General features: G+C 65.6%; 18 protein-coding genes and 1 pseudogene. 8 read left to right on the forward strand and 11 right to left on the reverse strand.

The features are described 5' to 3' along the window. Position 1 precedes the first annotated feature (1 nt). From CLU85_RS20405 to ruvA, 5 genes and pseudogenes are all read right to left on the reverse strand, one after another. Complete coding sequence (locus CLU85_RS20405) at positions 2 to 1240, reverse strand: ABC transporter permease (protein WP_100411879.1); 1239 nt, start codon at positions 1238 to 1240, stop codon at positions 2 to 4. A 10-nt stretch (positions 1241 to 1250) separates the two neighbouring features. Further along, entirely contained in the window at positions 1251 to 2564 is a 1314-nt protein-coding gene (locus tag CLU85_RS20410) for an efflux RND transporter periplasmic adaptor subunit (RefSeq protein ID WP_100411880.1), read from the reverse strand. Positions 2565 to 2597: 33 nt separating this feature from the next. Next, positions 2598 to 3655, reverse strand: a pseudogene (gene ruvB, locus CLU85_RS20415) (Holliday junction branch migration DNA helicase RuvB). Positions 3656 to 3700: 45 nt separating this feature from the next. After that, on the reverse strand, positions 3701 to 5623 hold the full coding sequence (locus CLU85_RS20420; protein WP_232727884.1) for a trypsin-like serine protease: 1923 nt from the start codon (positions 5621 to 5623) through the stop codon (positions 3701 to 3703). 108 nt (positions 5624 to 5731) lie between these two features. Then, the gene (ruvA, locus tag CLU85_RS20425) at positions 5732 to 6307 is read right to left on the reverse strand and encodes a Holliday junction branch migration protein RuvA (protein WP_100411882.1); all 576 of its coding nucleotides are present in this window, start codon (positions 6305 to 6307) and stop codon (positions 5732 to 5734) included. An 81-nt stretch (positions 6308 to 6388) separates the two neighbouring features. Here ruvA and CLU85_RS20430 point away from each other — a divergent pair, with 81 nt between their 5' ends. From CLU85_RS20430 to CLU85_RS20440, 3 genes are all read left to right on the forward strand, one after another. Beyond that, positions 6389 to 7345 (forward strand): PhoH family protein, encoded by a 957-nt coding sequence (locus CLU85_RS20430; RefSeq protein ID WP_100411883.1) that lies wholly within the window; start codon positions 6389 to 6391, stop codon positions 7343 to 7345. Between the two features lie 63 nt (positions 7346 to 7408). Further along, positions 7409 to 7867 (forward strand): rRNA maturation RNase YbeY, encoded by a 459-nt coding sequence (ybeY, locus tag CLU85_RS20435; protein ID WP_100411884.1) that lies wholly within the window; start codon positions 7409 to 7411, stop codon positions 7865 to 7867. A gap of 173 nt (positions 7868 to 8040) precedes the next feature. Further along, the gene (locus CLU85_RS20440; RefSeq protein ID WP_100411885.1) at positions 8041 to 8781 is read left to right on the forward strand and encodes a sulfite exporter TauE/SafE family protein; all 741 of its coding nucleotides are present in this window, start codon (positions 8041 to 8043) and stop codon (positions 8779 to 8781) included. Between the two features lie 63 nt (positions 8782 to 8844). On the opposite strand, the gene mgtA is transcribed toward CLU85_RS20440, so the two are convergent. From mgtA to CLU85_RS20460, 4 genes are all read right to left on the reverse strand, one after another. Then, entirely contained in the window at positions 8845 to 11391 is a 2547-nt protein-coding gene (gene mgtA, locus CLU85_RS20445) for a magnesium-translocating P-type ATPase (protein ID WP_100411886.1), read from the reverse strand. A 62-nt stretch (positions 11392 to 11453) separates the two neighbouring features. Continuing rightward, entirely contained in the window at positions 11454 to 11900 is a 447-nt protein-coding gene (locus tag CLU85_RS20450; protein WP_100411887.1) for a universal stress protein, read from the reverse strand. A gap of 58 nt (positions 11901 to 11958) precedes the next feature. Beyond that, positions 11959 to 12417: a D-aminoacyl-tRNA deacylase gene (gene dtd / locus CLU85_RS20455; RefSeq protein ID WP_100411888.1), complete on the reverse strand. Its 459-nt coding sequence runs from the start codon at positions 12415 to 12417 to the stop codon at positions 11959 to 11961. Beyond that, positions 12414 to 13361: a cation diffusion facilitator family transporter gene (locus CLU85_RS20460; protein WP_100411889.1), complete on the reverse strand. Its 948-nt coding sequence runs from the start codon at positions 13359 to 13361 to the stop codon at positions 12414 to 12416. The genes dtd and CLU85_RS20460 overlap by 4 nt, the downstream gene beginning before the upstream one ends. Positions 13362 to 13474: 113 nt before the next feature. Between CLU85_RS20460 and CLU85_RS20465 the strand changes: the two genes are divergently transcribed. The 4 genes from CLU85_RS20465 to CLU85_RS20480 all read left to right on the forward strand — a co-directional run bounded on the left by CLU85_RS20465 (position 13475) and on the right by CLU85_RS20480 (position 17068). After that, positions 13475 to 15013 (forward strand): ATP-binding protein, encoded by a 1539-nt coding sequence (locus CLU85_RS20465; protein WP_100411890.1) that lies wholly within the window; start codon positions 13475 to 13477, stop codon positions 15011 to 15013. Then, the gene (locus tag CLU85_RS20470) at positions 15010 to 15648 is read left to right on the forward strand and encodes a response regulator transcription factor (RefSeq protein ID WP_100411891.1); all 639 of its coding nucleotides are present in this window, start codon (positions 15010 to 15012) and stop codon (positions 15646 to 15648) included. The genes CLU85_RS20465 and CLU85_RS20470 overlap by 4 nt, the downstream gene beginning before the upstream one ends. A 199-nt stretch (positions 15649 to 15847) precedes the next feature. Continuing rightward, positions 15848 to 16345: a heme-binding protein gene (locus CLU85_RS20475; protein ID WP_100411892.1), complete on the forward strand. Its 498-nt coding sequence runs from the start codon at positions 15848 to 15850 to the stop codon at positions 16343 to 16345. Positions 16346 to 16375: 30 nt separating this feature from the next. Next, entirely contained in the window at positions 16376 to 17068 is a 693-nt protein-coding gene (locus CLU85_RS20480) for an ankyrin repeat domain-containing protein (RefSeq protein WP_100411893.1), read from the forward strand. A 71-nt stretch (positions 17069 to 17139) separates the two neighbouring features. On the opposite strand, the gene dbpA is transcribed toward CLU85_RS20480, so the two are convergent. Both dbpA and CLU85_RS20490 read right to left on the reverse strand, forming a co-directional pair. Next, on the reverse strand, positions 17140 to 18558 hold the full coding sequence (gene dbpA / locus CLU85_RS20485) for an ATP-dependent RNA helicase DbpA (RefSeq protein ID WP_100411894.1): 1419 nt from the start codon (positions 18556 to 18558) through the stop codon (positions 17140 to 17142). Between the two features lie 33 nt (positions 18559 to 18591). Beyond that, positions 18592 to 19920: an MgtC/SapB family protein gene (locus CLU85_RS20490; RefSeq protein ID WP_232727885.1), complete on the reverse strand. Its 1329-nt coding sequence runs from the start codon at positions 19918 to 19920 to the stop codon at positions 18592 to 18594. Between the two features lie 185 nt (positions 19921 to 20105). Here CLU85_RS20490 and CLU85_RS20495 point away from each other — a divergent pair, with 185 nt between their 5' ends. Next, entirely contained in the window at positions 20106 to 22169 is a 2064-nt protein-coding gene (locus tag CLU85_RS20495; RefSeq protein ID WP_100411895.1) for a bifunctional diguanylate cyclase/phosphodiesterase, read from the forward strand. The last annotated feature ends 30 nt before the right edge of the window (positions 22170 to 22199 follow it).

A 22199-nucleotide genomic window follows, 5' to 3' on the forward strand; every position in this document is an offset into this window, starting at 1 on the left:
TTCACATGCGGATGGCCTGCGCCGGGTCCAGCGCCGCCGCGCGCCGCGCTGGCGCCACGGCCGCCAGCACGCCGCACACCGACGCAATCAGCGCAATCTGCACTGCCATGGCGGGCGCCAGCGATATCGAAAAGAGCGGCATGCCGTCCGAGCCCCGCACAAAGTGGGTGAACACCCAGATCAGCGCCACGGCCAGCAGCAGGCCCAGCACCGAGCCCAGCGCGCCCACCACGGCGCCCTGCACCAAAAACACGCGCAGAACCTGGCCCCGGGTGGCGCCCATGGCGCGCAAGATGCCGATCTCGCGGCCCTTTTGCACCACCGACACCACCAGCACACTGGCAATGCCCAGCACCACCACCGCCAGCACCACGCCCCGGATGATGGAGGTGCTGATCGACTGTGCATTGAGCGCTGACACCAGCTGGGCATTGCTCTCCTGCCAGCTCTCTATCTTGTAGGGAAACTGGGTCTGCAACTCGCGCGCCAGGGTCTGGGCTACCCACACATCTTTCAGGGTCAGGTCGAGCTGGCTCGCGCCCCCGGGCAGCGCCAGCAGGCTTTGCGCGGCGCGCAGCGGCACGATCACGGTGCGCCGGTTCAGGTCTTTCACGCCCAGGTCCACCAGCGCGGTGACGCGCACCGAATCACTCACCGTGCCGCCCGCGCCGCTCGTCTGCACCGTGAGCCGGTCTCCCACGCGCACGCCCAGGTCAGAGGCCAGCTCGCGCCCCACGATGGCCTCGCCCGGTGACAGCCGCGCCGTGCCACTGACCACCTTGGAGCGCAGCCCCACCACGCGGTCATAGCGGTCCAGGTCAACACCCATCAGGGCCATGGCTTGCGATGCCTCGCCGCGCAACGCCAGGCCAGAGCCGGACACCATGGGCGACACCCCGGCGACTTCGGGCAATCGCTCCAGCAGCGGCACCAGCGCCTGCCAGTTGGCGACGGACCGCAGGCGCTGGGCACGCGGCTGCGTTTCAGTCAGCGCAGCGATGCCAGGCAAGGCAGGGGCTGCCGGTATGACCAGGTCGTCCGGCGCCCGCAGGGTAATGTGCGCCTGGGCGCCCAGGGTTTTGGCCAGGGTGTTCGATTGCAGTCCATTGATCAGCGCAGAGATGTAGGCAATGACCGCCACACCCGCCGCCACACCCACGATGATGAGCACGGTCTGCATGCGCCCCTCGCGCAAAAAACGCAGCGCCACGCGCAATTCAAAGCCGGGCCAGATCCACATGGCAGCGCGCTCAGCGGCCCATGGCGTTGGTCAATGCGGCGCCTGCATCACCGCCCTGCCCTTTGCCCTGCGCACCACCCTGGGCGGCGGGACCGGGAGCGGCAGAGCCGGCCTTCCAAGCCACCACGCGGGCACGCACACGGTCGCCCGCCTGCACGGCGCCGCCACGCAACACGGTGTCGCCCTCGGCCAGGCCGTCCAGTACCTCCACCGCGTCCAGTGTGCGCAGCCCCAGGCGCACGCTACGGACCTGGGCGCGCCCCTCCTGCAGCACCAGCACCGTCGCCTGCTCACCCTCCATCGGGCTCCTCAGAGCCGCCTGCGGCAGCACCAGGGCACGCTCGCGCCGCGCGGTTTCCACCTCGACCGACAAGGTCATGTCCTCGCGCAAAAAGGCGGGGGGCTGCTGCTCCAGCGCAAACTTCGCCTCGATGGCGCCGCGCTGGGCATCCACCGATGGCGCAATCGAGAGCACACGCGCTGCAAAGCGCTGGCCCGCAAACGCATCAGCCACCACCGAGGCCGTCTGGCCCGGCTGCAACTGGTCCAGAAAGCGCTCATCCACCTGGGCTACCAGCTGGGTGGGCCCTGCCAGCGCAAGGCTGAGCAAGGCCTTGCCAGGCTGCACGATCTGCCCAGGCTCGACTTCGCGCACTAGCACGCGGGCATCGGCCGGGGCCACCAGGGTGGTCTGCGCCAAGCGGGCCTGGGCCGCTACGGTGGCGGCCTGGGCCAGCGCCAGCTGCGCCTGCGACTGGACCACATCGGTGCCTGCATCGGCGTTGGCCTGCACCTGCGCCTGCGCGCTCGACTGCTGGGCCCGGGCCACATCGACGGCACGCTGCGCCTCATCGAGCTGCGCGGCGCTGTAGAAACCCTGGGCCACCAGCTGCTGCACCCGCACCAGGCTGGCACTGGCCGCCTGCAGGGTCGCATCGGCCTGCGCGCGCGCCGCCTGTGCCGCGCTGCGGCCGCTACTGCGCAGGCCCACCAGGCGCGACTGCGCCTGGCGCTCGGCCGCCACGGCCTGCGCCAGGGCCGCCCGCAGCTCGTCAGACTCCAGCTGCACCAGCACATCACCCTGGCGCACCTGTGCGCCTTCTGCCACCCGCACCTGGGCCACGCGGCCGGTGAGGGTGCTGCCCACGTCCACCCGCGACAACGTGGCCACACGCGCCGAAAACTGCAGCGTGCGCACCAGCGGTGCCGACTGCACCACCAAGGCGTCGACCTGCGGGCCGCGCAGCGCCATCGCCCCAACGGCGGCAACCGCCGCCACCAGCACGGCAGCGCACAGCGCCAGAGTGAGAACCCGTTTATTCACAGCAATGCCCTTGGAGCCATGAACACGGCCCGCCTATTCCGCAAACAGCCCGCCAGCCGCCTGCGGAGGGGTGACCCCGAGGTGGCGGAACGCCGCCAGCGTGGCAATGCGCCCGCGCGGCGTGCGCTGCAAAAAGCCCTGCTGGATGAGGTAGGGCTCGATCACGTCTTCGATGGTGCCCGCCTCTTCGCCAATGCTGGCGGCAATGTTGTCCAGCCCCACGGGGCCGCCATCAAAGCGGTGGATCACGGCCTCCAGCAGCTTGCGGTCCATCACGTCAAAGCCCTGCGGGTCCACGTCCAGCATTGCCAAGGCCTTGTCGGCAATGGTTTTGGTGATGCGGCCATCGCCCTTGACCTCGGCGTAGTCGCGCACCCGGCGCAGCAGCCGGTTGGCAATGCGCGGCGTGCCGCGCGAGCGGCGGGCAATCTCGAAACCGCCCTCCTCGTCAATCGGTGCCTTGAGCAAACCCGCGCTGCGTTTGACGATGCGCGCCAGCTCTTCGGAGGTATAAAACTCCAGCCGCGCCACGATGCCAAAGCGGTCGCGCAGGGGGTTGGTCAGCATGCCGGCGCGTGTGGTGGCACCCACCAGCGTGAAGGGCTGCAGGTCGAGCTTGATGGAACGCGCCGCCGGGCCTTCGCCGATCATGATGTCGATCTGGTAGTCCTCCAGCGCCGGGTAGAGGATTTCCTCGACCACAGGCGAGAGACGGTGGATCTCGTCGATGAACAGGACGTCGTTCTTTTCGAGGTTGGTCAGCAGCGCCGCCAGGTCCTTGGGTTTTTCGAGCACGGGGCCGCTGGTCTGGCGCAGGTTCACGCCCAACTCAGCCGCAATGATGTGGGAGAGCGTGGTCTTGCCCAGCCCGGGCGGGCCGAACAGCAGCACATGGTCCAGCGCCTCGCCACGCTTCTTGGCCGCGCCGATGAAGATCTCAAGCTGCTCGCGCGCCTTGGCCTGGCCCACGTATTCCTGCAGGAGTTTGGGGCGCAGGGCGCGCTCAATGGCCTCCTCTTGGGGGATGCGGGGACGGCGGAGATGACGCGTTTAGCGGGTGCTGGGGCGAAATCGTCGGTCTGGATGGTCATTGTGCGAACGGGGAGAGTCTGTGCTTTGGATACTGCGGCACAAACTCACTGCGAAGTCCATGCGTAGTACATGGGGCCCTCGTACTGAAAGTCCTTGTGGACCTGAATCACAAAGTCCCGCTCGGCTGCACTGATGGTGTAGAAGTGCGCTCGTGTTTTGGCGTTGTAGAAGCGGTAGATCGGAGAAGATTCGTTGCCCTCGGACTTCTGTGCATACCAACTGACGACCTCGTAGCGATATTCAGGGAAATGGGTGATCACATAGTCGCGTTCCTCCACACTGCCCGAATAGAAATGCGCGCCACTGGTCGCGTTGTAGAAGCGAAATACCGGGTCCTTTCCCGAGCTGACATCCGGATATGCATAGAACGCGATATTTTCATATCCGAACTCGGGGAAGGTTCTGATTACGAAATCCCGTTCGGCAGCGCTGGCCGTATAGAAATGCGCACCGGTTTTGCTGTTGTAAAAGCGGTAGACAGCTGTGCGACCACCGCTGACTGCCGATGCCAGCCAGTTCTTCAACGCAGCGTTGTAAGCCACGTCGAAACGACCATAGAAGTCAGACGACGACTGGTTGGTACATACGGCACTCCCCCCATACAAGGTGCCCACTACCTTACCGTTCCTGAACAGCGCCGAGCCGCTGCTTCCCCCCTCGGTGGTGCCCTGGCTCCAGTTGACCCGATAGTAGTTACCGCTGGTTCCCCCACAAGAGAACGTTGTGTCAGATATCGTGTTGCACGAAGATTGACCGACCACCGCGCCATAGCTCAGCTTGAGCAAGTCCCCACGGGGATGATGCAACCCAATCGTGGACACCCCAGCGGCAACTGTGGATGCATCCCACCCTGCAAAAACGGCTCCCGCAGGGGGCGTATCGTTGAGCAAGAGGAACGATGTGTCGCTGTCTGCGCTGGCGTAGAGGAGTTTGGCTCCTCCCACCCTCTTGGTGCTTGAACTTTGCAATGCACCACTATTGCAACTGGACGAACGGAAAAACCAGTCCGTCTGCAGAGTCGAAGCCACAGTCTGATCTGAAATGCAGTGATTGGCACTCAGGAAGTAGGGCTTGCCGCTGGAGCTGCCATCGTTGAGCAGTGTGCCTGTGCAAAGGTAGGCGCTCGCGCCCTTCACGAACACCATGCGCGCGACAGCATTGCGTTCGCTGGCGCCGTCGTTGTAGCAAGTCGCATCCAGGTTACAGGTATCTGCATCGCCGATGGCTTTCGCATTTTGCTGTACCTGCGCCTCGTACTCTTGAACAGTGGGCACGGCCAGGTTCGCAAAGATATGCGACAGTTGGGGCACCGATATCTGTAAGGTGTTCGCCAAAATGCCAGGTGGCAACTCCACCTCCAGCGTCGCTTCACCCGCTCCTGTATCGGGAGTCCACCACGTGCGTGCGGCATCTGAACGGTCACCGCCTGCCTGATTGCGCTCAATCAGCTGCAGGATTTCCTGCCCGGAGGTCTCAAACACTTTGCCAGGCGCTGCCTGGGTGTAAACACGCACGATGGCACTACCAGGAAGCTGCTGGACCAGCACGCCCAATCGCAAACCATAGGCCCCTTCTGCACTGAAACTGATGGCGGCAACCAGGCCACCCGCCGGAGTTTTGCGCCACTGCCACAGGGATCCCATGGCCGACACAGACTTTGTGGCCTCCACATCGCGGCCTTGGCCCACGAGCCGAGGGCCCACCGAGTCCATGGACTGGGTTTTTTCGGCCGCCAGGGCCTCCAAAGCAACCGCTGCAGCTACGGGCGCCGCAGCGGCACTGCGCGACTTGATGCGAGCAACATCCTGAATAGCATCTACGGGCTGAACACGACTGTCCACTTTGGAGAGCAAAGGCGCGCTGATGGATACGTCGCCCGAACCACCGCCACAACCAACCAGCAGCGCAGCCGCTGTGAGCAAGGCTGGTATCCAACGCCCTATGGAAAACTTTTTCATTGTCAGCATCCTTGAAATCGCTACGACTCACGCGTGCAAGCCCAGAGAAGGGTCGCCGCAAAACCACACGCTTAGGGCCCAGCCCCCACGTCGGGCACAGGTTACAGAGGACGATTATCAGCGGGCCAGCGCCTTCAGCGCCATCTTGATCCCCTCACTCACCCCCACCTCTGCCGGCAACGCCTTGAGCGCCGCTGCAGCCTCCTTGTCGTTGTAACCCAGCGCCAGCAGGGCCTGCAAAATGTCGGCCTGCGCATCGCTGGTGGCAGCACCGCGAACGGCCCCTATATCGGCACCGAGCTTGCCCTTAAGCTCCAGCAAGAGCCGCTCGGCTGTCTTCTTGCCGATGCCAGGCACCTTGACCAGGCGACCCGCCTCCTGCAACGAAATCGCCTGTGCCAGATCCGCCACGCCCATGCCGGAAAGAATCGACAACGCCGTTCGCGGCCCCACGCCCGAGATCTTGATCAGCTCGCGGAAGGCCTGGCGCTCTTCGGGCGTGGCAAAGCCGTAAAGCAGTTGCGCGTCTTCGCGCACGATGAACTGCGTGAGCAGGCTCACGCGTTCGCCCACGGCGGGCAGGTTGTAGAAGGTGCTCATGGGCACATTCACCTCGTAACCGACCCCATGGCAGTCCAACAGCACCTCGGGGGGGTTCTTCTCCAGCAGGGTGCCGGTCAATTTGCCTATCATTGATGTCCTTTGGCGACGCGGGCATGACATGCAGCGTCGTCGTTCTTGCCGTTTTTCCGTTGCCTGACTGGAATTATCAGCGTGATCCTGCGCCACACCTTCATCCCCCACAACAACACCCGGCTCACGAACCTGTGCGGACCGGCCGATGCGCACCTGCGCACTATCGAAGTGGCCCTGCAGGTCAGCATTGCGCACCGCCACGAGCAATTCAAGGTGGACGGCCCCAAGGCCAAGGCCACGCAGGCCATGGAGCTTCTGCAGGCCCTGTACGAAATGGCCGAGCGCCCCATCCCCGAAGACCACATCCAACTCATGCTCGCAGGCGACAGCGAGTTACTTGCAGCACCGGACGGCGCCATCGTGCTCAACACCCGTCGGGCAGACCTGCGCGGGCGTACGCCCACACAAAACCTGTACCTGCAGAACATTGCCACACACGACATCACCTTCGGCATTGGCCCGGCTGGCACGGGCAAGACCTATCTGGCCGTGGCCTGCGCCGTGGATGCGCTGGAGCGCAGCAGCGTGCAGCGCATCGTGCTGACCCGTCCGGCGGTGGAGGCTGGCGAGCGCCTGGGCTTTCTGCCCGGTGACCTGGCACAGAAGGTAGACCCCTACCTTCGCCCGCTCTACGACGCGCTGTACGAGCTGATGGGACACGACAAAGTGCAGAAGGCCTTCGAGCGCAACGCCATCGAAATCGCGCCGCTGGCCTTCATGCGCGGGCGCACGCTGAACAACGCCTTTGTCATCCTGGATGAAGCGCAGAACACCACACCCGAGCAGATGAAGATGTTCCTCACCCGCATCGGCTTCGGTGCCAAGGCGGTGGTCACCGGTGACGTGAGCCAGATCGATTTGCCCAAGGGCGCGCTGAGCGGCCTGATCGATGCCGAACGCGTTCTCAAGCGCGTCAAAGGCATCTCCATCACCCATTTCACCAGCGCCGACGTGGTGCGCCATCCGCTGGTGGCGCGCATCGTGGACGCCTACGACGCCCCCCGCCGCGCAGCGACTGCACGCAGCAGAGACTAAAACTCCTATTTTTATAGCACCTGGTGCTTATCCATCAACCGCCAGTGACAGAAACGATCCACAATGCCTTTGAACCAACTCTCTTTGTCACTGCAGTTTGGCCCCTTTGACGGAGTGGCGGCCCATCGCGCCGTACTGTCGCGCCACAAGGTCACGCGGTGGATACGCCATGCGCTGGCCACCGATGCCGAAATCACCGTGCGCGTCGTGGGCGCCGAAGAAGGCCAGCAGCTCAACCACGAATACCGCAAAAAGAACTATGCGACCAACGTGCTCACGTTTGATTACGCGCAAGAGCCCCTGGTGACCGCCGACCTGGTGCTGTGCGCCCCGGTGATCGAGCGCGAGGCCAAGGAGCAAAACAAGAGCCTGGAAGAACACTACGCCCACATGCTGGTGCATGGCACGCTGCACGCCCAGGGCTGGGACCATGAGACCAGCGAGGCCGATGCCGATGAGATGGAGGCCTACGAGACGGCCATCCTGCAAGAGATGGGGTTTGCAGACCCCTATGCAAAGTAGCCACTGCGCTGCCACGGCGCCTCTGCGCATCACTCCCACCTGACATGGTTTCACTCTTTTTTGGGCAAAACACCTTTGCCCACAGGCAGCCAGCGCCCCACCGGGCCAGGTCATCACAGCCACTACCATCCAGAGATCACCAGCCCGCGCCGGTATTTTTCTGATCGAGAGACATGTCTGAGATTGCCCTGCTCCTTTTCGCCGCCTTTATCGCCGGCGCCCTCAATGCCGTCGCCGGTGGTGGCAGCTTTCTGACCCTGCCGGCTCTCGTTTTCACCGGCGTTCCCCCAGTGGTGGCCAATGCCACGGGCACAGTGGCGCTGCTGCCGGGCTACATGGCGGGGGCCTGGGGGTTCCGCGAAGACACCGCCCCGCCACCCGGGCTGTCGATGCGGCTATTGGTAGTGCTGTCGCTCATCGGTGGTGCGGCCGGTGCGACGCTGCTGCTGGTCACGCCCGATGCCACCTTCCGCCGCGTGGTGCCCTGGCTCCTGCTGGCGGCCACGGCGATGTTTGCGTTTGGGCCGCAGTTGCGCAAACGGCTGGCGGGCGGAACGCCATCCACCGCCAAAGCCACCGTGGGCGTGCTGGTGGTGGCGGCCTACGGCGGCTATTTCAATGGCGGGCTCGGCATCTTGTTGCTGGCGCTGTTTGGCCTCCTGGGCCAGACGAACCTCAACGCCATGAACGGACTCAAGAACTGGGTGTCGGCCCTGCTCACGGCCATCGCCGTGGTCATCTACGCTGCAGGCGGCGTGGTGTTATGGCCCCAGGCACTGATGATGATGGTGGCCGCCACCGCCGGTGGCTATGGCGGCGCACGCGTGGCACGGCGCATTCCGCCCCACTGGCTGCGTGGCGGCATTGTGCTGACGGGCCTGGTAATGGCCGGGTTGTTCTTCTGGCGGCAGTGACCTCCTCGCACCAGAAGTGCGGGCGGCTGAGCGAGAGCCGCCCAAACGCCGCTAGCGCTGAGATCAAACCGGCGCACCGTGCCAAGCCAGCGCGCTCGCCTTCAGCCACTGCGCACAGGCCAGATAGGCCAGCACCAGCCCTGACATCCCCGCGACCATGGCCATGGGTGGCGCAACAAAACCGAACCACGACCCCACTGGCGTGAATGGCAACGCCATGGCGACAAGCAGCGCCACCAGCGAAGACCATAACAAGGCCGGGTGAGGAAGATCCCGCCAAGGCAGGCCGTGCGTGCGGACAACAAAGATCACCAGAATCTGTGTGGCCATGGACTCCATAAACCACAGCGTGCGGAACTGCTCAGGGGTGGACTGGAACATCCACAGCAACCCGCCAAAAGTGACCATATCAAACAGCGATGACAGCGGGCCCATGGTGCCCGCAAAACGCAGCAGGCCACGCATATCCCACACCTGCGGCTGCGCAATGGACTCCGGCGGCACCGTGTCAAACGGAATACCGATCTCCGAAAAGTCGTACAACAGGTTGTTCAGCAAGATCTGCGTCGGCAGCATGGGAAGAAATGGCAGAAACAACGACGCCACCGCCATTGAAAGCATGTTGCCGAAATTGGAACTGGCCCCCATGCGCACGTACTTGAGGATATTGACGAAGGTCCGGCGCCCCTCCTCTACGCCATCCGCCACCACGGCCAGGTCCGAGTCCAGCAGGATCATGTCGGCTGCGGCCTGGGCCACACCGCTGGCACTGTCCACCGACAATCCTATATGGGCCACCTTGAGTGCGGGCGCATCGTTGATCCCATCGCCCAAAAAACCCACCACCGCACCGTGCGCCTGCAACGCGCGCACGATGCGCGCCTTATGGTCGGGCGCAAGCCGACCATAGATGTCCACCGACTGCACTTGCACCGCCAGGGCATCGTCCGTCAAGCCAGCCAGCTCGGCGCCCGTCAGCACCCGATCGGCGCACAAGCCCATTTGCTGCGCCAACCTCTGCACCACGACGGGATCATCACCCGAGAGTATCTTCAGGCGAACTCCAGCGGCCGACAGCCTGGCAATGGCCACCTTTGCCGTGGGCTTGGCCGGGTCGGCGAAGGCACAGAACCCTTCGAAGACCAGCTCCGCTTCATCGGCCGGCGACAACGGCGACGATGCACTGGTGGCGTCTGGCCGTGCGCGTGAGGCCACCGCCACCACACGCAACCCCTGCTGGGCCAGCACATGCACAACCTGCAGGCCCTCGGCACGCCCGGTATCGCCAAAAGGCAGCACCTCGCCACTCTGCCGTCGGCGTGTGCACAGAGACAGCACGGCCTCGGGCGCGCCTTTCACAATCAGCAGGCGCTCACCCGGACCCTCAACCCAGACGCTGCCGACGCGCCGGTTGAAATCGAATGCATGCCGCTGCAGCAGGGCCCAGCCCTGCGCAGCATCCGGGTGACTGGCCTGCAGCGCAGCATCCAGCGCGCCCCGGTCGCCCGCCAGGGTGGCGGCAATGGCCCCGAGCCACGCGGCCCGTGGGTCGTCCTGACCGGCACCGTTCAGACTTCGGGCCAAGGCAATCTCCGCACGGGTCAAGGTACCCGTTTTGTCGGTGCACAGCACCGTCATGGCACCCAGGTCATGGATGGCCGCCAAGCGTTTGACAATGACCTTGCGCCCCGCCATGCGCAAGGCGCCACGGGACAGGGTCACGGTGGTGATCATGGGCAGCAACTCGGGCGTCAAACCCACCGCCAGCGCCACGGCAAACATCAGCGATTCCATCACCTGGCGGCCAAACAGCATGTGCGTGACCAGCACCATCACCACCAGCGCCAAAGTCAGGCGGGCCGTGATCAGACCAAAAGCATGCATGTCGCGCTGGAAGGCTGACACCTCTGCCCCTTCGCCCAGCACGGCCGCAGCGGCACCAAACAAGGTGTTGCGGCCAGTGCTCACTACCAACGCACGGGCTTCGCCAGTCTGTGCAACCGAGCCACGAAACAGGGCGTTACGGGCCTCACTGGCCGCGTAGGCCGCCTGCAAGCCGGGCCGCTTCTCCACGGGGTAGGGCTCACCGGTGAGTGCGGCCTCGGAGGCGGTGAATGCGTCGCTCTCCAGCACCAGGGCATCGGCCGCAATGATGTCGCCCGCCCGCACGCGCATGATGTCGCCGGGGACCACCTCTTCCACTGGCACCTGGCGAAAGCTGCCATCCCGCATCACCTCGGCCTGCAGTGCCACGGCGCGGCGCAGCATTTCGGCGGCCCGGGTCGCACGCCCTTCCTGCACGGTGTCCAGTCCGATCGACAAGCCCAGGATGGTGACGATGATCCCGCCGCCCACACCATCACCGGTGGCCACCGACACGGCGCCAGCGCCCAAGAGAATCAGCGAAAGTGGCTCCCGCAGACGGCGCCCGATGGCGGCCGCCAGCCCCCTGGCCTGCGGCGGCGCGTCAGCGTTGGGGCCATGGCGCACCAACAGCGTCTGTGCCTGTGCGCCCGTCAAGCCGCCCAGACTGCACTGCAATCGCTCACACAGCGCCTGCGCAGACAGGTTCCAAAACCGCTCTGGGGCGGCGCTGGGGGGATGCACCATGGATTTTGAAAGACCGGTTGGGGTCGGGGCCAGGCTCAGCCCACGGCCCGTGCACACCTGCTTCAGGCGCCACGCACCAGAAGCACCGGCACCGGCGACTGACGCAGCACCTGCTCGGCATCGCTGCCCAGCAGCATCCGCCCCACACCGCGCCGACCATGAGTCCCCAGAACGATGATCTGCGCGCCCCATTCCTTGGCCTTGGCCAGGACCAGCTCGCTCACACGCCCGGAGTAGCTTTCAAACAGCTCGGCCTCCACCGGCACCCCCGCAGCGCTGACACGGGCTTGGGCATCCTGCAGCACCTGCTGACCGGCCTCTTTGAGCAAATCGAACACATTCGGGGGCAACGCCATGGCCGCCTCAAAGCTCGTCATGAGCGATATTTCGTCCACCACATGCAACACCTTGATGGTCGACCCCATGACCCGCGCGAGCGTGATCGCTTCGTTCAATCCAGCCAGCGATGTGGGGCTGCCATCCACGGGAACCAGAATCTTTTCGTACATGGGTCATCCTCCGTAAAAACACATCGTAGCCCCTGGGACCACCCTCACTCCGTGGCGCTCAGGCCGCAACAGGCGCCGGCGCCACCCGCAGCGGAATCGTCACCGGCCCGTCATTGATCAGGTGCACCTGCATCTCGGCGGCGAACCGGCCCGTTTGCACGACGGGATGCAAGGCGCGTGCACGCTCCACCACGTAGTCAAACAGCCGCCGCCCCTCGTCCGGCGCGGCGGCCTGGGTAAAACTGGGGCGGTTGCCACCCGTGGTGTCGGCGGCCAGGGTGAACTGGCTGACCAGCAACAGGCCGCCCGCCACGTCCTGCACGCTTTTATTCATCTTCCCCGCATCGTCGCTGAAGATGCGCAGCTTCAGGAGCTTGGCCAGCAACTTGTCAGCCTCCACCTCGGTATCGCCGCGCTCGGCGCACACCAGCACCAGCAGGCCCACACCAATGGCGCCAACGGTCTGCCCGTCTACATCGACACGTGCTTCGCGCACACGTTGCAAGACACTGATCACTTCACGTCATCCTTGGGGTCGTCAAAATGTGCCTCCACATCGGTGGGCAGTAGCTCGATGGTGGCACGCAGGCCGGGTACGGCGGTCATCAAAGCACGCTCGACCTGGCCGCGCAGCTCGGCGGCGTGGCGCAAAGTCCAGTCAGCGGGCATGTGCAGGTGCATGTCCACAAACTGGCGCTGGCCCGCGCGGCGCGTGGACACATGGTCAAACCGCACCGTCCCGGAGGGCTGGGTCTGCACAAACTGCTGCAGGGTGGTGTCGATGGTGGCTTGCACCTCGGGCTCCACGGCCGAATCCATCAGCCCCTGGGATGAGCGCCAGACCAGCTCCACGCCTTCCTTGAGAATATTGAGCGCCACCGCCATAGCGGCCACCGCATCCAGCCATAGCCAGCCGGTGAGGGCCGCACCGACAATGCCCACCAGCACCCCGGCCGAGGTCCACACATCGGTGACGAGATGGCGGGCATCGGCCTCCAGCGCGATGGAGCGGTGTTCACGCGCCGAGCGGAACATGACCCAGGCCAGCAGCCCGTTGAGGGCGGAGCTGAGCACCGACAGGCCCAGGCCCCAGCCCACCTGCTCGATGGGCTGAGGATCAAACAACCGATGCCCTGCCGCCCAAAGGATGCCCGCAGACACACCCACAATGAGAATGCCTTCGAACCCCGAGGAGAAATACTCGGCCTTGTGATGTCCGTAGGGATGGTCGTCATCCGCTGGCCGTGTCGCCACGGTCACCATGGCCAGGGCAAACATCGCGCTGGCCAGGTTCACAAAAGACTCCATGGCGTCAGACAACAAGCCCACAGAACCCGTGACGGCCCAGGCCAGCGTCTTCAGTGCGATGGTGACCACGGCGACGGCCACCGAAGTCCAGAGCAAGTTGCGGGGGGTGAGCCACTGGTGTGACGCAGGAGAAGGCGGGGGCGTGGGGTGCATTCGATGAGCGCTCAAGAACCGAGCGGCGAATTACACCAGAGCCGTCTTAAGACCGGCTTTACACCGCAGGCGCCCTGAGCATCTCCCATGCGGCCCCATGCCAGAATCCGGCCATGACCCAGGCTTGGCGCCGCACCTTCTTCACCCCACACCTCCCCAGCCTGTTGATCTGGGCCTTGGTGGCGTGCGCCGGCGCCGGTTGGCTGGCCGTCGCGCGCCTGCAGCAGCTGCAAGCTGCGTTTGAAACCGATGCACGCATCGTGCACCGCCTGCTGAGCCAGCGGGTGGTGCAGCACGATGCCATCATGGCCACACTGGCGCTGTTGCAACCGACTGGGGGAGCCACGGGTGAGAACAGCACAGCAGCCCCGCTGCCCCGACTGCCTTCGGTGTACCCTCAGATCCTGGCGGTTCTGGAGCGCCCGGCCCACGGTAGCTGGCCCACACCACTGCAGACAGAACTCGCACAAGCCGAAGCGGCCTCGCGCCGCACAGGCCAGGCGGCGATGGCAGCGCTGGACCTTGGGGCGGGTCGCTACTACCTCGTGCTGGCAGGCACGCCCGCCAGCTATGCGCTACACATCGACCTGCGCACCACCATCCCCACCGAAGAATGGCCCATGGACATGGCCACCAGCCCTGTCCGCGTAACGCTGGAGCGGGGCGGCCAGGCCTTTGTCGTGCAAAGCGGCGACGGTGCCGATGTGGGCAGAAACCACGTGTACGATTTTCACAAGCTGCTGGCCTCCCCCAGCCAGCCCCTCACCGTGGTGGCGCGGCGCAGCGTGGGCCCACACGAGCTGCCCTGGTGGTCCATGCTGGGCTGGTGCGCGCTGACAGCCACGCTGTGGGCCGCAGGCCGCGCACTGCGGCGCCAGCGGGTGGCACGCCAGCGCGCCGAAGAACTGCTGCGCCTGGGCCAGGTGGCGCGACTGAACACGCTGGGTGAACTGGCTGCCGGCATGGCCCATGAGCTGAACCAGCCGCTCACCGCACTGCTCTCCAGCACCCAGGCCGCCCAACGCCTGCTGGCCAACGACCCGCCCGACCTGCCGGACCTGCCCATGGCTCAGACGGCCATGGCCCGCGCGGTGGAGCAGGCCCGCCGCGCCTCTACCGTGGTGGGACGCCTGCGCCGCCTGGTAGAGCGCCCCGATCTGGCCGGCCAGGCGCAGCCGCTGGCCTTGCCCGCAGCGGTGCATGAGGTGCTGCACCTGCTGGAACCCGAGTTCGCACAGCGTGGCGTGGTGCCCGATGTCACCACCGGCGCCGACCTGCCCCCCGTATTGGCCGAGCCCGTGGCACTGCAGCAAATCATCCACAACCTGCTCATGAACGCCCTGCAGGCACTGGAGCAGGTGCCACCCTCCGAGCGCCAGTTGCGCATTGCCATGTCGCGCTTGAATGCCGGGCATGTGGCCCTGTCGGTGCGCGACCACGGCCCCGGCATACCGCCCGAAGCACGCCAGCACCTGTTTGAACCCTTCTACACCACACGTTCCGGCGGTCTGGGGCTGGGTCTCACGCTGTGCGAAAGCCTGGCCCAGGCCATGGGCGCGCACTTGGCCCTGGCGCCCGAGGCGCCCGCCGCAGAAAACCGGGGTGCCGAGTTTGTGCTGACCCTGCCCACCGCACCGCCCGCCCGACCATGACCGACAGCGCCCCCTCCCTCTCACCCCTGATCCACCTGGTGGACGATGATGCCGCCGTGCGCGACAGCCTGGGCTTGCTCATCAGCACCGTGGGCCTGCGGGTCAAGACCTGGGCCGACCCACAATCCTTCATGGCGGGCTTTGACCGTGCCAGCATCGGCGCCATCGTGCTGGATGTGCGCATGCCCGGCATCAGCGGCCTCACAGTGCTGGAGCAGCTGCTGGCGCAGGGCGTGGACCAACCCATGATCCTGCTGACGGGCCACGGCACGGTGGAGATGTGCCGCCGTGCCTTCAAGGCGGGGGCGGCAGAGTTTCTGGAAAAACCCGTGGATGACGAGGTACTGATCGAAGCCTTGCAGAACGCCGTGCGCCAGCATGTGCGCTCACGCCAGCGGCACCAGGCCGACCAGCAGGCACGCGAACGCTTCGCCCAGCTCTCCGCCCGTGAGTGCGAGGTGCTGGGCCTCATCGTTGAAGGCCTGACCAACAAGGAAATAGGCCGGGCTTTGGCGCTCTCGCCCCGCACTGTGGAGACCCACCGCGCCAACCTGTTTGCCAAGCTGGGAGCAGAGTCGCTGGCACAGCTCATCCGCCGCTATGCGGCGCTGGTGGACACCGCCCCGGGCGCATAAAGCGAGCGCGGCTGCTCAGACGACGCCCCTCGGGGCCCGAAGCGAAGCACCACAGGGGCTTGCACCCATTCAGTAGTTCTACGGAGCCCGTCGCGTGGCGACACGCATGGCGGTGAGGCCGTGCATTTTTTACAGTTCTCCCACGGCGCCACACCCTGTGGCTCCGGCCCAAAACTGAAGAAAACCACCGGAGAACACCATGCACCACGCCACCGCCAAGATCGCCGCCATCGCCCTGAGCCTGATCGCCACTGCCGCCGCCCACGCCGAGGGCGTTCGCACTGAAAAGAACATTTCCCTGGACTTGGCCACGCAGATCGCCGCCCAGACCGTGGCCACCTGCACCGCCAACGGCTACGCCGTGACCGCCACCGTGGTGGACCGCGCCGGCACCGTGCGCGCCGTGTACCGCGCCGACAATGCCGGCCCGCACACCTTGGAAGCCAGCCGCCTGAAGGCCTACACCTCAGCCTCGGCCAAGAACACCACGCTGGCCATGATGGAAGGCGCCCAAAAGAACCCCGCCGCCGCCAACCTGGTGAACATTCCTGGCTATCTGCTGCTGGGCGGCGGCGTGCCCGTTAAGGTGGGCAACGAAGTCATCGGTGCCGTGGGCGTGGGTGGTGCTCCCGGCGGCCATCTGGACGAGCAATGTGCCGTGGCCGGCATCGCCAAGGTGCAGGACCTGCTGAAATAAGACAGGCCCACACACTGCGCCGGAGGCCCCATGAAGCACTGGAACCTTGCCATCACGCTGGCGGCCACCCTGGCCTGTGCCACATCCACCGTGGCGCAAGTGCCTCCCACGGCATCCGAAGCAGCGGCCTACCAGGGCCTGCATGCGGCGGCGGCCAGAGGCGATCTGCCTGCGCTCAAAAAGTGGGTGACAGCGCGGGCCGATGTGAACGCCCGCGATGCCTACGGACGCACGCCGCTGCATGTGGCCACCTTTGCCCGCCAGCACGACGTGATCCGCCAGCTGGCGCGGGCTGGGGCCGATCTGAACGCGCTGGAAAACGACCGCTATGACGCGGTGACTATTGCCGCCGTGGCCGATGACGAGGTCACGCTGCGCCAGCTGCTGCAACTGGGCGCCAGCGCCCAGCAGGTGACCAGCCGCTACGATGGCACGGCCCTGATTGCGGCAGCGCACCTGGGGCACGACGGCGTGGTGCGCCAGCTGATCGCAGCCGGCGCGCCGCTCGACCTTGTGAACAACCTGCACTGGACGGCGCTCATCGAGTCCATCGTGCTGGGCAATGGTGGACCGCGCCACCAGGCCACGCTGCAGGCCCTGCTGCAGGCCGGGGCCAGCCATGCGCTGACCGACCGGCAGGGCACCACGCCACTGCAGCTGGCACGCCAGCGGGGCTACGCTGAGATGGTGCGGATGCTGGAAGCCTCGGGCGCCCGGCGCTGAACCGGGCGAAGGGCCAATGCTATATTATTTATAGCATCAAGCGCATTAATCACTAGCGCCTCAGCCCTTTTTTATTCAAAATCCTGATTTCCGGTCACCAGCCGGGCCTTCACGGTCTTGCCCTTCACCCGGCCCTGGTTCAGGCGCTGCACGGCCTGCGCACCAATGGCACGGTCCACTGCCACGTAGGTGGAAAAATCGTTCACATTGATCTTGCCGATCTGCTCACGGGTGTAGCCCATGTCGCCGGTCAGTGCGCCCAGCACATCGCCCGCGCGGATTTTTTCCTTGCGCCCGCCGATGATCTGGATGGTGGCCATGGGCGGCACCAGCGGGCCGCTGCCCACAGGGGTGAGGTCGGCCAGCGGATACCAGCGCGACTCGCGGCCCTGCAGCACTTCGATCTTGCCCACAAAGCCCATCTCGTCCAGGCTGGCCAGATTGAGCGCCAGGCCCTCGGCATCGCCCCGGCCCGTGCGGCCGATGCGATGGATATGCACCTCGGAGTCGGGCGTCACGTCCACATTGATGACGGCCGCCAGGTTGGCGATGTCCAGCCCGCGCGCGGCCACGTCGGTGGCCACCAGCACCGAGCAGCTGCGGTTGGCAAACTGCACCAGCACCTGATCGCGCTCGCGCTGCTCCAACTCGCCAAACAGCGCCAGCGCGCTGAAGCCCTGGGCCTGCAGCACACCCACGAGGTCACGGCATTGCTGCTTGGTGTTGCAAAACGCGATGGACGATTCTGGGCGAAAGTGGTTGAGCAGCTGCGACACCGCATGCAGGCGCTCGCTGTTCTTCACCTCGTACCAGCGCTGCTCGATCTTGCCTTCGGCATGCTGGGCCTGCACGGTGATCTGCACGGGCGTCTTCATGAACTGGGCGCTGAGCTTGGCGATGCCCTCGGGGTAGGTGGCCGAGAAGAGAAGCGTCTGGCGCTCCTTGGGACACTGGCGCGCCACGGTCACGATGTCGTCGAAGAAGCCCATGTCGAGCATGCGGTCGGCTTCGTCCAGCACCAGGGTGTTCAGCGCCTCCAGCGTGAGGTGCTGGCGCTCCAGGTGGTCCATCACGCGGCCGGGCGTGCCCACCACGATGTGGGCGCCATGCTCCAGGCTCAGCATCTGCCCGCGCAGCGGCACGCCGCCGCACAGGGTCACGACCTTGATGTTCTCTTCGGAGCGCGCCAGACGGCGGATCTCGGTGGTCACCTGGTCGGCCAGCTCGCGCGTGGGGCACAGCACCAGCGTCTGCACCGCAAAACGGCGGGGGTTGAGGTTGGCCAGCAGCGCCAGGGCAAACGCGGCGGTCTTGCCGCTGCCGGTGCTGGCCTGGGCGATCAGATCCTTGCCCAACAGCGCGGGCGGCAGGCTGGCCGCCTGGATGGGCGTCATTTGGATGTAACCCAGCTGCTGCAGATTGGCCAGCATGGCGGGGTTCAGCGCCAGCGTGCTGAAATCAGTGCTGGCTTGGTTTTCTTTGGAGGTCATGGGGCGATTATCCGGCCCCGCCTGCCGAGACCATCATCCTTGCAGGGCCAACACCCCCACAAAGGCCAGCGTATGCGCCAGGATGCCCGGTGCCACGGCCAGCGCGTAGCGCCAGCCGCCGCTGGCCAGCGCCACCGCACACTTGCTGCCGGCATGCACCAACAGCGCCGCCATCAGGGCATTCATGATGGCCGATGATGCCATGCTGTCAGGGCCACCCCGCACCAGCACCGCTGCCGTGGCGGCATGCACATCGGCCAAGGCGGCCAACAGTGCGCCTGCCAGCATGCCCCTGTCGCCCTGCCAGGCCGTCAAACCCTGCACCCCCGCTTGAATACCCGTGAGCAAGGCCGCAATCAGCAAGGCATCGCGCAGCTTGAACATGGGCGAGTCGGGTGTCAGCGAAGGAACGGCCTGCGCCTCGGCATCCGAGGAAACCCGGCGCGACGCGCCCCGCCCGCCCCACCACCCCACGGTGGCCGCCACACACCCACCCACCAGGGCAGGCAGCCACAGCCGGGCCAGCCACTGAGGCTGCACGGTGGCTGCCACCACCACGATCTGGACCATGGTGGCCACACACGAGAGCACAGCAGCCCCCGCATGGGCGCGCGGCGTAGCCTGCCCCGCGCGCACGTCCATGCCCAGGCTGCCAATGGTGGCCGTGCTCGACACAAACCCCGACGCCAGCGCCGACAGCGCGACCGCATGGCGCGCCTGCATCAGCCGCTTGGCCAGGTGCGCTAACGACTGGATCACCAGCAACACAATGATCAGGCGCACGACCACCTGCGGGTTCAGCACGCCTTGCCACAGGGGCGTATTGGGAGCGAGGGGGTACACCAGCAACGCCAAAGCGGCCAAGATGAGCCCGCTGCGCACCTCGCCGGGCTGAAGCCACTGGCTGGAAAACTGGTGCAAAGTGTCCCGCAGCGCGAGCAGCCCGGTCACCACCACCGCCAGAGCGGCCGCCAGCAACTGGTCGCGCGCACTGGTCACGCCAATCAGGTAGGCCAGCAGCAGGGCGATTTCGGTGGTGACCCCGGGGTCTCCGGAGCGGTCCCGCGCGTAGCCAACCACCGTCAAGGCAGCCACCAGCAACGCCCCCACCACCACCAGGGCGGGGATCTCCGTCAGCGCGGCGGCGGCACCGCCGATCGATGCCAGGGTGAACGACCGCACCCCGGCGAGCGCCCGGCCCGGCCCCACCCCCTTGCGGCGCTCCCGCTCGATCCCCATGAGCAATCCGCAACCGGCCGCACTCGCCAGCACACCCATCGCCGAAGGAAACCCCGCCAACTCCTGCATCAGACCCATCCCCTTTTCTTCCACCGTTCGTACGTCCCCAAAGAGCGTCGACATGCCATCACGCTCAGAGCGCCCTCCCGCCGCATGGTGACAGAAAGATGAGGGCCGCAGGGTGTTGGCACCCGCGCGAGGGTGGCGCACGGGGGGGCCATGCGCACCTTGGCCCCTCTCCATGGGGAGTTGCACCTAGCCACGCCATCGAGGCGATCGGCTATAACCAAACCAACCAGCGCCTGCACATGCAAGACCACCCCAACGCAGCCCCTGCCCCCAGCCCCCGCGGCTCCAGCGACGCTTTGCTGCGACTGATCGCCGATTCGGTGCCGGCCTTGATGGCGTACTTCGACCTGCCCGGACTGCGCTGCCAGTTCGCCAACCAGGGCTACGCGGCCTACAACGGCCACAGCACCCAATCCATTCTCGGCCTGACCGTACAAGAAGCCATTGGCGACAAGGCCTGGATCGCCATACAGCCGCATGTCGAGCGCTCCACGCTGGGCGAGCACGTGAAGTACACGCGCGAGCAGACCCTGCCCAACGGCGAGGCACGGATGATCGAGGTCAACCTGATCCCCCACTTTGGCGACGACGGAAAACAGCTGGGGTCGTTCGTGCTGATCACCGACATCACCGAGCGCTGGCGCGCAGAACGCACGGTGCGGCAAAGCGAAGAGCGCATGCGCAAATTCACCGAGGCCACCGACGAGGCCATCGTGTTCCACCGCGACGGCATCATCACAGACGGCAACGAGGCGCTGAACCGGCTCACGGGCTATGCACTGCACGAAGTGCTGGGCCTGTCGATCTTCAACTTCATCAGCCCCGAGTGGCGCGCCACGGCGCTGGAATACACCCGCAGCGGCCGCGAAGACCCGTACGAAGTGACCATCCGTCACAAGGACGGCCGCTCCATTCCCGTCGAGGTCGTGGGAAAAACCATGCCCCTGCACCATGCGGACTACCGCATCGTGGTGGTTCGGGACATCACGGCACGCAAGCAGGCCCAGGAGCGAGAGGCTTTCATCACACTGCACGACAGCCTGACGCAGTTGCCCAACCGGCATTTTTTGATGGAGCAGCTGTCCCAGGTACTGGCACTGGCCCGCAGGAGGCATCGCCGCGCGGCCGTACTGTTTGTGAACCTGGACCATTTCAAGACCGTGAACGACTCGTTGGGCCACCAGGCCGGCGACCAGTTGCTGCGCAGTGTGGCGGACCGCCTGCGCCAGGGCGTGCGCGACGCCGATGTCGTGGCACGGCTCGGCGGTGACGAGTTTGTGGTGGTACTCACCGACGTGCAAAACCAGGACGATGTCGCCATGGTGGCCGACAAACTGCTGGCATCCATGCACGGCGTGTTCACGGTGGACCGGCTGCCCCTCACCATTTCGCCCTCCATTGGAATCAGCCTGTTCCCAGACCATGGGGCCAGTGCAGACACCCTGCTGCGCTGCGCCGACGCGGCCATGCACCACGCCAAAGAGAGTGGTCGCGGCAACCGGCAGTTCTATACCTCCCGCATGGACGCCAGCGCCCTCGATGTGCTGCAGCAGGAACGCCTCCTGCGCGAGGCCATCGCCAACAGCCATTTCGTTCTGCACTACCAACCCCAGATTTGTCTGGCAGACGGCTCGTTGCGCGGGCTGGAAGCCCTGGTGCGCTGGCGCCACCCCGAGCGCGGGCTGGTGGGCCCGGACGAATTCATCACCTTCTCGGAGTCGCGCGGGCTGATCACCCCCATCGGCCGCTGGGTGATGCGTGAGGCCTGCCGCCAGCTCAAGGCCTGGCAAGACCAGGGCCTGGCCATGGTGCCGGTGGCGGTGAACCTGTCAGCCCTCGAATTCCGCCAGCGCGATGTGGCTGGCGAAATTGCTGCGGTCCTGCACGAAACCGGGCTCTCCTCCCGGTATTTGGAGATCGAACTGACGGAATCCGTGCTCATGCACCAGACCGGCCAGGAGCTTCACACGCTGGATGCCATCAAGGCACTGGGCGTTGGCATCTCCATTGACGACTTCGGCACGGGGTATTCGTCTCTCGCGTATCTCAAGCGTTACCCCATCGACAAGCTCAAGATCGACCGCTCCTTCGTGGCCGATACCCCAGACAACGCCGACGATGTGGCCATCGTCACCGCCATCGTCCAGATGGCGCGCAGCCTGCAGCTCAAGACCGTGGCGGAAGGGGTGGAGACACAGGCGCAGATGGATCTGCTGGCGGAAATGGGATGCGACTTGATCCAGGGGTTTGTGGTTTCACCCGCCCTGGACGCCGACGCCACGGAGCGGTGGTTGCGGCGGTAATCAGCGCCTTTTTCCGATGCCTGCCCTCTG

It is taken from the genome of Acidovorax sp. 69, from assembly GCF_002797445.1.
Classification (GTDB): domain Bacteria; phylum Pseudomonadota; class Gammaproteobacteria; order Burkholderiales; family Burkholderiaceae_C; genus Acidovorax.